The following is an 8,962-nucleotide window of genomic DNA, read 5'->3' as shown; positions in this document are numbered from 1 at the left end:
CGAAGTTCGGGCCGCGGACGTTCCAGTGGTAGCCGTGGGTCTTCAGGTAGACCGCGTAGGTGTCGGCCAGGAGCTTGGCGAGCCCGGCGGCGACCTTCTTCTGCGACTTGTCGGCCATGGTTTGTCCCCTTTCGGTCAGTGGTGGGCGTGCGCGCGCACGGGGACCGGCTCGCGGCCGGCCCACGCCCGCTCGTGCAGCGCGAAGGCGATGGTCTGGAAGATGGGCTCGATCAGGCCCACGGCCAACGCGGCGCGCCAATTCTGGGTCAGCGCGTAGGCCACGGCGATGGCGACGGTCATGTGGACCAGCGACCAGCTGAACGTCTTGGCGGCGAGGCGCATGGCGGCGCTCCTTCTTGCGAACAATTCGCAATATAGCTCCAGACAATCTAAAATCAATAATCCAAAGAAAATTTCTAATCGACGACGCCGACACGCCCGCCGGGCGGCTGTGCCAGAACCATTCGCCGCGAACGGAGTTCTCGCTCCCCATCGGGGGGACAATCCGAGCTCAGAACACGCTCGAGGAGTCCGAAACGATGAGGAAGACCACCCTGCTACTGACTGCCGCCGCCGCCCTGGCCCTCGGCGCGGGCGCGGCCTCGGCCCAGGTCTGGATGCCGATGATCGAGCGTCAGGCCATGCTCAACGACCGCATCGACGCGGGCCTCGCCACCGGCGAGGTCACGACCGCCGAGGCCCAGATGCTGCGCGCCGACATGCGCGGCCTCGTCTCCCTTGAGGCCAGCTACCGCTACGGCGGGCTGACGTCGCGCGAGAAGCTGGACCTCGACCGCCGCTTCGGCCTGATCGACGATCAGCTTCGCCTGGCCGTCCGCACCGGGGGGACGCCGGAAGACGGCTACGTCGCCATGGAGGACCGCAAGGTCGACCTGGACGCCCGCATCGAAGCTGGCCTGCGCAGCGGCCAATTGACCAGCGCCGAAGCCGACGTCCTGCGCGACCAGTTCAACGACATCGCCCGCACCGAGGCGAACTACCGTGTCGACGGACTGTCGGCGGAGGAGCGGGCCGACCTTAACCGCCGCTTCGACGACCTGAGCGCCGACATCCGCGTCGCGCGGACCGACAGCGACCGCATCTACGGCTGGAACCGTTACTGAGGCGCCACAGCGATTGAACCCATTCGAGCGGGGGGCGTTTTCAGCCCCCAGACGAGGGATCAACCCACGCAAAGAGGAGAGAAAATCATGAAGACTCTTATGCTTACCGTTGCCGCCGCCACCGCCCTCACCGCTGGTGCGGCCTCCGCCCAGCCCTACGGCTACGGCCGCCACGGCATGCCCATCGAGCAGCGCATCGAGCGCGTCGACTTCCGCATCGACCAGGGCGTCCGCTCGGGCCAGCTTACCCGTCGCGAGGCCTACGCCCTGCGCGGCCAACTGAACGGCGTCGTGCGCCTCGAGGCGCGCTACAGCCGCAACGGCCTTTCCGACTGGGAACGGGCCGATCTCAACCGCCGGCTCGACGTGCTTTCGAACGACGTGCGCCTGTCGCGGCGCGATGACGATCGCCGCTACGGCTACAACGACTATCCCCGCTACTGATCGCGGTAAGCGGACCTGAATGCGCGGCGGCGGGAAGGGCGACCTTCCCGCCGCCGTCGTTTGAGCCCATCTGACGCCCGTGAGCGCGCTCTTCGACCTTCCGCCGGCCGCCCCGCCGGGCTTCCGGTACCAGGCCGGCCTCATCTCGCCCGACGAGGAGCGGACGCTGGCCGCGCATCTCACCGAGTTGCCCTTCGAGCCGTTCCAGTTCCGCGGCTACGAAGGCCGCCGTCGCGTGGTGTCCTTCGGCCTGAAGTACGACTTCAACGGCCCCGGCCTTGTGGACGCCTCGCCCATGCCGGGCTGGTTGCTGCCTCTGCGCGATCGCGCCGCCGCGTTCGCTGGGCTCGCCGGAGACGACTTCGCACATGTCCTGATCAACGAGTACCGCGAGGGCGCGCCGATCGGCTGGCATCGCGACCGCCCCGTCTTCGACAAGGTGGTCGGCGTGTCCCTGCTGTCGCCGACGACGATGCGGTTCCGCAGGCGCGACGGCGCGCGGTTCGAACGGATCAGCGTCCCGCTCGAACCGCGCTCGGCCTATCTGCTCGACGGACCGGCCCGCACGGACTGGGAGCATTCCCTGCCCGAGGCCGCGGCCCACCGCTACTCGATCACCTTCCGCAACCTGCGGCGCTAGTGGGTCTTACCGGCGCCGGTTTCGCGCCGCGCGCGCTCCAGTTCCTCGCCCTCCGCGCCGTCCAGGGCCTGTTCGGCCTCGCGGGCCTTCTTCTCCACGTCGCCCTTGGCGATGAACTCGCGCTCGTCCTCGTCGAACTTGCGGGCGGCGTCGTAATTCCCTTCGCCCTGGATCTTGCTGTCGGCCATCACGGGTCTCCCATGCCAATCCTGGCGGAACACCGGCGGAGCCTTGCGGCTCCATAGAGGCCTTCGATCCTGCGCATAGACGATATCATGTTGATCGATGGGGCAGGCGGGTCATAGTCGCGCCCGGTGGCCAAGGCCGGGGGGTCTGCCACCCACCTAGGGAGAGCCATATGTCGCTTGCGAGCAGCAAGACTATCGAGAACCTCAAGGCCGCGTTCGCGGGCGAGAGCCAGGCCAACCGCCGCTACCTCTACTTCGCGCAGAAGGCGGACGTGGAAGGCTACAACGACGTCGCCGCGGTGTTCCGGTCGACGGCGGAGGGCGAGACCGGCCACGCGCACGGCCACCTGGAATTCATGGAATCGGTCGGCGACCCCGCGACCGGCCTGCCCATCGGCGGCACCGCCGACAACCTGAAGGCCGCGATCGCCGGCGAGACGCACGAGTACACCGACATGTACCCGGGGATGGCGCGCACCGCTCGCGAAGAAGGCTTCGACGAGATCGCCGACTGGTTCGAGACGCTGGCCAAGGCCGAGAAGTCGCACGCCGGCCGCTTCCAGCGCGCCCTCGACACCCTCGACTGATCGACTCCTCTGTCATCCCGGACGGCCGCCCGGCCGCTCCGGGACCCAGGAGCGGTGCGCGGGCGTCTCCGGATTCCGGCTCGCCGCCACACTGCGCCGGGATGACGGCGAAAGGCTTGCTGTGAGCGAAGACACCAAGGTCCCGGGCGCCGGGGCGCCGCCGCGCGAGGGCAGCCTCGACGCGCCGTTCCGCCGTCCCATCCTCTGGCAGGACGACGACTACTACGACCTCGCAAAGGTCGAGGCCGAACTGCAGCGGCAGTTCGACGTCTGTCACACGTGCCGGCGCTGCTTCAACCTGTGCGACAGCTTCCCGCGCATGTTCGACGCCATCGACGAGGGCCCGACAGGCGAGATCGACGGCATCGGCCCCAAGGAGCACGCCCACATCGCCGAGGCCTGCACCCTCTGCGACATGTGCTTCCTGACGAAGTGCCCCTACGTCCCGCCGCACCCGTTCGACATCGACATCCCGCACCTGATCCTGCGCTACCGGGCGGCCAAGCGCCGGGCCGGCGAGAAGGACTTCGTGCGCGAACAGTTGGGCGAGACCGACCGCAACGGCAAGCTGGCCAAGCCCGTGGCGGGCCTCGCGAACTGGGCGACCGCGCGGAAGAACACGCCGCTGCGCAAGCTGCTGGAGGCGATCGCCGAGATCGACGCCGAGGCCGAGCTGCCGAAGTACCATTCGAAGACGGCGAGCGACCGGCTCCGCGATCCGCTGGCGCCCAACCCCCAGGGCCCCGCCTTCGGCCAGCGCAAGGTCGCGCTCTACGCCACCTGCTTCGTCGACTACAACAAGCCCGACACGGCCGTCGCCGCCGCAAAGGTGCTGGCGCTCCAGGGCGTCGAGGTGAAGCTCGTCTATCCGGAATGCTGCGGCATGCCCCAGCTCGAAGCCGGCGACATCGGCGACGTGGCCGCCAGGGCCCGGCGCACCGCCGCGGCCTTCGCCCCCTACATCGACCAGGGCTACGACGTGGTGGCGCTGACCGCCTCGTGCGGCCTGATGATGAAGTTCGAATGGCCGCTGATGCTGCCCGAGGACCACGCCATCGGCCGCCTGTCGGCCAAGACCAAGGACGTGGCCGAATATGTGGTCGAGCTGTCCAAAACCTTCGGCCTCGTGCCCGGCCTGAAGCCGGTCGAGGGCGGGGTCACCTTCCACCACGCCTGCCACGCCCGGGCCCAGAACATGGGCGCCAAGTCCATGGAGATGCTGAAGCTGATCCCGGAGACCAAGGTCGACCTGGTCGAGCGCTGCTCGGGCCACGGCGGCACCTTCGGGGTGATGAAGGAGACGCGTCCCGCTGCGCTCAAGGTGGGCCGCCCGGCGGCGCGGCAGGTGGTGACCAAGGGCAACGAGACCCTCTGCTCGGACTGTCCGCTCGCCTGCAAGCACCTGGCCCAGATCATCGGCGACGATACGGCCGAGAACGCCCCGCCCCGCCCGGCGGAGGCGCACCCGATCGAGGTCTTCGCCCGCGCCTACGGAGTGTTCTGATGCCGCTCGCCGAACGTCGCATCGACCCGTCCGACCTGATGTCGGACAACGAGTTCGCCAAGGTCCGGCGCGAACGGCGCGCGGCCCTGCTGCCGATCAAGCGCCTGCGCCGGGTCGAGCTCGGCCCCTACTGCACCTTCTACTTCGAGAGCTACGAGACCATGCTCTTCCAGGTGCAGGAGATGCTGTTGATCGAGCGCGGCGGCGCCGACCAGATCCCCGACGAGCTGGCCGCCTACAATCCGCTGATCCCGAACGGGACCGAGCTGGTCGCCACCGTGATGTTCGAGATCGACGATCCGGTGCGTCGCGAGGCGGTGCTGGCGCGCCTGGGCGGCGTCGAGGACCTGTTCTTCGTGCAGGTGGCGGGCGAGCGCGTGCTGGGCATCCCCGAGGGCGACGTCGAGCGCACCCGCGAGGACGGCAAGACCTCGTCGGTCCACTTCCTGCGCTTCCCCATGAAGCCCGAGCTGGTCGCCCGCTTCCGCGACCCGGCGACCGACATCCTCATCGGCTGCGCCCACGAGCGCTACAACCACCTGGCCGGCCTGTCCCCCGCCAGCCGCGCCGAGCTTGCGAAAGACTTCGCCTAGGGGCCATCCCTATCCGTGGCTGGCGCCGCCGGGCTTGGGCGCGGGCGGCGGCTGCTTCGCCTGCCAAAGCAGGAAGGCGCGGAGGTCCTCGGCGCCCGCCTCGTCGAAGTAGCGGCGGAAGGGCGCCATGCCGTTTCCCTTCAGGGCGCCGTCCAGCACGATGGCCTTGAACCCGTCGGGATCCAGGATCGCCGGCGAGCGCGGCAGCACGGGCAGCAGGCCGCCGACCCGGTGGCAGGCGCCGCAGAACTCGCCGTACAGCGCCGCGCCGCGGTCGGCGTCGCCCGCGGACGGCGTCGCGGCGGCCAGGTCCAGCGCCGGCATGGCGACCGCGGCCGGGAAGGCCGGCGGCTTCGCGGTCCCGCCCAGCTTGAACACCAGCAGGCGGCCCATGCGCCGGGGCTGGTCGCCGCCCATCGGCGCGCCGCCGACGCCCACCATCAGCGCGACGTACTGTTCCCCGTCGATCGCGTAGGTCATCGCCGGCGCGATGACGTTGGCGCCGGCGTCGTGGGTCCAGAGCGCCTTGCCGTCCCGCGCGTCGTAGGCGGTGAAGGCCGAGCCCGCCGCGTGGAAGACCAGGCCTCCGTCGGTGGCCAGCACGCCGCTGGTCCAGGCCGTGGGCAGGGTCAGGCTCCACCGCGGCCTGCCCGCCACCGGGTCCCAGGCGATCAGTTCGCCGGTGGCGAGCGGCGGCGTCGCCGGCTTCGGCGAGGGCGTGTTCGGCCCCGCCTGCGCCCGCACCAGGCCCGTGTTCCAGGCGCCGGGAATGAACTTGAAGCCCTGTGCTTCGGCGTAGAAGCCGCGGTTGCGCATGGCGGGGATGTAGACCAGCCGCTCCTTCGGGCTGAACGCCATCGGCTGCCAGTTGTGGCCGCCCAGGGGGCTCGACGCCTGCTGGCTGACGGCGCCGTCGCGATAGCGGGCGAAGGGCGCCTCCACCGGGCGTCCGGTCTTCGGGTCGACGCGCTCGGCCCAATCCACCGGGACGTATTTCTCGGCCGAGATCAGCGCCCCCGTCCTGGCGTCCAGCACGTAGAAGAAGCCGTTCTTCGGCGCCTGCATCACGACGCGGCGGTCCGCGCCCCCGATCTTCAGGTCGGCCAGCATGATGTGCTGGGTGGCGGTGTAGTCCCAGCTCTCGCCGGGGGTGGTCTGGTAGTGCCAGACATACTCGCCCGTGTCGGGTCTCAGCGCGACGATCGAGGACAGGAACAGGTTGTCGCCCTTCCCGCCCGACCGCAGCTTGTGGTTCCACGGATTGCCGTTGCCGACGCCGACGAACACCAGGTCCAGCTTCGGGTCGTAGGTGATGGCGTCCCAGACGGTGCCGCCGCCGCCGCTCTCCTTCCAGACCCCGTCGCTCCAGGTAGCCGCGGCCTTGTCGCGAAACACCTTGTCCGAGGCCGCCCCGTCCGGCGCGCCCTTCGGGTTGGGCGTGGTGTAGAAGCGCCAGCTCAGCTTGCCGCTGGCCGCGTCGTAGGCCGAGACGTAGCCGCGCACGCCGTACTCGGCGCCGCCGTTGCCGATCAGCACCTTGCCCTTCACCACCCGCGGCGCGCCGGTGATGGTGTAGGGCTTCGAACGGTCGGTGGTCTGGACGTCCCAGGCGACGGCGCCCGTCTTGGCGTCCAGCGCGATCAGCCGCCCGTCGATCGTGCCGACGTACAGCTTGTCCTTCCACAGCGCCGCGCCGCGGTTGACCACATCGCAGCAGGCGTTGAAGCCGGCCTCGCCCGGAACCTTGGGATCGTATTTCCAGAGGAGCTTGCCGGTGCGCGCGTCGAACGCTGCGACCTTCGACCAGGCGGTGGTAGTGTAGAGCACCCCGTCGGCCACCAGCGGCGTCGCCTCCTGGCCGCGGTCGGTGTCGAAGTCGGCCCACCACGCGACGCCCAGGCGGCCCACGGTCTGCCGGTCGACCTGCTTCAGGGGGCTGAAGCGCTGCTCGTCATAGGTGCGGCCGTAGGTCAGCCACTCCGAGCCGTCCGCCGCTTCGATCCGCTTCGCGTCGATCCCGCCGCGCCCGCACGCCGCCACGCTGAGGGCGAGGCCGATCACGGCCGCCCAACGCCACACACCCTTCACGCGCCTCATCCCCCGGTCTTTTGCCGGCCAGCTTAGCCGCTGGCGGCGGAAAGGGCAGGCCCGACGCGCGGCTAATTCTGCGTCGCGAGCATGTCGCCGATGTCCCGCGCGACGATCTGGGCGAAGGGGCTGTCGTAGTTGCCCATCACGGCATAGGCGTAGCCGGTTTCCCAGATCATCTTGGCGTCGGAATTGACCCCCGAGGCCGGGCCGCCGCCGCCATGGCCCACGAGGGTGCGACCGCCGGGCAGGTCGAAGTGCTCGAACCCCAGGCCATAGTCGCGACCGGTGCGGGCGTCGGCCACGAACAGCGCCGCCGTTTCGGGCTTCAGCAGCTTCCCGGCCTTCAGCGCCTGCAGGAAACGGATCATGTCGGCGGCAGTCGAGAACTGGCCGCCGCAGGAATTGCCGCGCCACGACAGCGTGTCCCAGTTGGGCTTGCGCGGGCCGAAGCCCAGCGGGTCGTCGTCGCCGTACATGTAGCCCGTGGCCCGGTCGGGAATGGCTGGGTCGTCGGTGAGGCTGTCCGTCGCGGTCATGCCGGCCGGCGCGAAGACGTTCGCCCGCACGTAGTCGTACCAGGTCTGGCCGGACAGCTTCTCGACGATCGCGCCCAGCACGATGAAGCCCTCGTTGGAATACGAGGCGCGGGTTCCCGGCTCGAACTCGGTGGGCTGGGCGGCGAACAGCGGCAGCAGTTCCGACATGCGCTCATAGCGCAGCTTCCAGTTCCAGCCGGGGCGCTCGAACAGCATGCCGAGGCCCGCCTGGTGGGACAGCAGGTGGCGGATGGTGGTCTTCCGCGCCGCCTCGGGGTTCGGATAGTCGGGCAGCACGTCGATCACCCGGGTGTCGAGCGAGAGCTTGCCCTGCTCCATGAGCTGGCCGATGGCGACCGCCGTGAACGACTTTCCGGCGGAGCCGATGTTGAAGCGCGTGTCCGCCGTCACCGGCCGGTGCGCGGCCTTGTCGGCCTGGCCCACCAGGCGCTGGTAGATCACCTCGCCGTCCTTCATCACCAGCACGACGCCCGAGAACTCGTCGCGCTCGGCGGCGAACCGCACGCGGGCGTCGATCGCCTTCACGAGCTCGGCGCGGGGAACGGGCGCGGTGACCTTCGGCCCCACGTAGGGCGTGGGCACGGCGACGGGTATCATCATGGAGATCCGGGTCGGATCCTGTGCGTCCTGAAACAGGTCCACCCGGCCGACCCTGCCGTTCGCCGCCGTGAGCATGAGGCGCAGGCGCCCGCGATGCTGCCACGACTGCAGCTTCACCCCGCCGCTGGTCCGCGCGATCGTGTCGAGCGCGGGTGCGAAGTCCGCGCGCGGCATCTGCGGGTTCGCCGCCATCCGCCGCGCCAGGAAGTCGGCCCGCGCCGCCGCGTCGCCGTTCACCGCGCGCACGAAGTCGTCGATCAGCGGCTGGGCCGCCGCCTGCTCCGCGGGCGGGACGGGCTGGGCCGGGGCGGTGGCCGGGATGGCGCCGGCCGTCGCGGCGGCGAGGACAAGAAAGAGCAACGAGCGACGCATGGAACTCTCCGGGCTGCTGGCCACAGGGCTAGCTGGCGCGGAGAAGCCGCTCACGTGAATTTCCTGAAAGAATAAGGGCCACTCTATACAGAATGGCCCTTAATTACGCGTAATGTAGAAGATCGATAATTCTTAGAAAATCTCGAACAGACCCGCCGCGCCCATCCCGCCGCCGATGCACATGGTGACGACGCCGTACTTCGCGCCGCGGCGCTTGCCTTCGTACATCAGGTGGGCCGTGCAGCGGGCGCCGGTCATGCCG

At 69.6% G+C, this 8,962-nt stretch carries 10 protein-coding genes and 2 pseudogenes; 6 read left to right on the top strand and 6 right to left on the bottom strand.

Annotation, left to right across the window (positions count from 1 at the left end; translation table 11 throughout):
- Together Q0L11_RS07100 and Q0L11_RS07095 are read right to left on the bottom strand one after the other, a co-directional pair.
- Positions 1–118, bottom strand: a pseudogene (locus tag Q0L11_RS07100) (DNA starvation/stationary phase protection protein); the annotation flags it as partial.
- A gap of 17 nt (positions 119–135) precedes the next feature.
- Complete coding sequence (locus tag Q0L11_RS07095; protein WP_296596307.1) at positions 136–342, bottom strand: DUF2061 domain-containing protein; 207 nt, start codon at positions 340–342, stop codon at positions 136–138.
- A gap of 197 nt (positions 343–539) precedes the next feature.
- Here Q0L11_RS07095 and Q0L11_RS07090 point away from each other — a divergent pair, with 197 nt between their 5' ends.
- The 3 genes from Q0L11_RS07090 to Q0L11_RS07080 all read left to right on the top strand — a co-directional run bounded on the left by Q0L11_RS07090 (position 540) and on the right by Q0L11_RS07080 (position 2,208).
- A complete protein-coding gene (locus tag Q0L11_RS07090) occupies positions 540–1,124 on the top strand; it encodes a hypothetical protein (RefSeq protein ID WP_296596306.1) in 585 nt (194 codons plus the stop codon).
- Between the two features lie 87 nt (positions 1,125–1,211).
- Entirely contained in the window at positions 1,212–1,568 is a 357-nt protein-coding gene (locus Q0L11_RS07085; protein ID WP_296596305.1) for a hypothetical protein, read from the top strand.
- 79 nt (positions 1,569–1,647) lie between these two features.
- Positions 1,648–2,208 carry an alpha-ketoglutarate-dependent dioxygenase AlkB gene (locus Q0L11_RS07080; protein ID WP_296596304.1) on the top strand — a complete coding sequence of 187 codons (561 nt, stop codon included), beginning with the start codon at positions 1,648–1,650 and terminating at the stop codon, positions 2,206–2,208.
- On the opposite strand, the gene Q0L11_RS07075 is transcribed toward Q0L11_RS07080, so the two are convergent.
- On the bottom strand, positions 2,205–2,396 hold the full coding sequence (locus Q0L11_RS07075; RefSeq protein WP_296596303.1) for a hypothetical protein: 192 nt from the start codon (positions 2,394–2,396) through the stop codon (positions 2,205–2,207). The genes Q0L11_RS07080 and Q0L11_RS07075 overlap by 4 nt on opposite strands.
- 170 nt (positions 2,397–2,566) lie before the next feature.
- On the opposite strand from Q0L11_RS07075, the gene Q0L11_RS07070 reads away from it, so the two are divergent.
- The 3 genes from Q0L11_RS07070 to Q0L11_RS07060 all read left to right on the top strand — a co-directional run bounded on the left by Q0L11_RS07070 (position 2,567) and on the right by Q0L11_RS07060 (position 5,080).
- Positions 2,567–2,983, top strand: a complete 417-nt coding sequence (locus Q0L11_RS07070; protein WP_296596301.1) for a rubrerythrin family protein — start codon at positions 2,567–2,569, stop codon at positions 2,981–2,983.
- Between the two features lie 121 nt (positions 2,984–3,104).
- Positions 3,105–4,487, top strand: a complete 1,383-nt coding sequence (locus Q0L11_RS07065) for a heterodisulfide reductase-related iron-sulfur binding cluster (protein ID WP_296596300.1) — start codon at positions 3,105–3,107, stop codon at positions 4,485–4,487.
- Positions 4,487–5,080: a DUF3501 family protein gene (locus Q0L11_RS07060; protein WP_296596298.1), complete on the top strand. Its 594-nt coding sequence runs from the start codon at positions 4,487–4,489 to the stop codon at positions 5,078–5,080. Before Q0L11_RS07065 ends, Q0L11_RS07060 begins: the two co-directional genes overlap by 1 nt.
- 9 nt (positions 5,081–5,089) lie before the next feature.
- On the opposite strand, the gene Q0L11_RS07055 is transcribed toward Q0L11_RS07060, so the two are convergent.
- From Q0L11_RS07055 to Q0L11_RS07045, 3 genes and pseudogenes are all read right to left on the bottom strand, one after another.
- Positions 5,090–7,177, bottom strand: a complete 2,088-nt coding sequence (locus Q0L11_RS07055; protein WP_296596296.1) for a PQQ-dependent dehydrogenase, methanol/ethanol family — start codon at positions 7,175–7,177, stop codon at positions 5,090–5,092.
- A 62-nt stretch (positions 7,178–7,239) separates the two neighbouring features.
- The gene (locus Q0L11_RS07050) at positions 7,240–8,700 is read right to left on the bottom strand and encodes a serine hydrolase (RefSeq protein ID WP_296596295.1); all 1,461 of its coding nucleotides are present in this window, start codon (positions 8,698–8,700) and stop codon (positions 7,240–7,242) included.
- Between the two features lie 132 nt (positions 8,701–8,832).
- Positions 8,833–8,962, bottom strand: a pseudogene (locus tag Q0L11_RS07045) (acetyl-CoA C-acyltransferase); the annotation flags it as partial.

Source organism: Phenylobacterium sp. (assembly GCF_024508875.1).
Classification (GTDB): domain Bacteria; phylum Pseudomonadota; class Alphaproteobacteria; order Caulobacterales; family Caulobacteraceae; genus Phenylobacterium.
This window is presented reverse-complemented; position numbering and strand designations above follow the sequence as displayed.

Bases quoted from the DNA above. Each gene is read 5' to 3' on its own strand.
- Q0L11_RS07055 (WP_296596296.1), bottom strand. From the start codon at position 7,177: ATGAGGCGCGTGAAGGGTGTGTGGCGTTGGGCGGCCGTGATCGGCCTC.
- Q0L11_RS07090 (WP_296596306.1), top strand. From the start codon at position 540: ATGAGGAAGACCACCCTGCTACTGACTGCCGCCGCCGCCCTGGCCCTC.
- Q0L11_RS07070 (WP_296596301.1), top strand. From the start codon at position 2,567: ATGTCGCTTGCGAGCAGCAAGACTATCGAGAACCTCAAGGCCGCGTTC.
- Q0L11_RS07060 (WP_296596298.1), top strand. From the start codon at position 4,487: ATGCCGCTCGCCGAACGTCGCATCGACCCGTCCGACCTGATGTCGGAC.
- Q0L11_RS07085 (WP_296596305.1), top strand. From the start codon at position 1,212: ATGAAGACTCTTATGCTTACCGTTGCCGCCGCCACCGCCCTCACCGCT.
- Q0L11_RS07050 (WP_296596295.1), bottom strand. From the start codon at position 8,700: ATGCGTCGCTCGTTGCTCTTTCTTGTCCTCGCCGCCGCGACGGCCGGC.
- Q0L11_RS07095 (WP_296596307.1), bottom strand. From the start codon at position 342: ATGCGCCTCGCCGCCAAGACGTTCAGCTGGTCGCTGGTCCACATGACC.
- Q0L11_RS07075 (WP_296596303.1), bottom strand. From the start codon at position 2,396: ATGGCCGACAGCAAGATCCAGGGCGAAGGGAATTACGACGCCGCCCGC.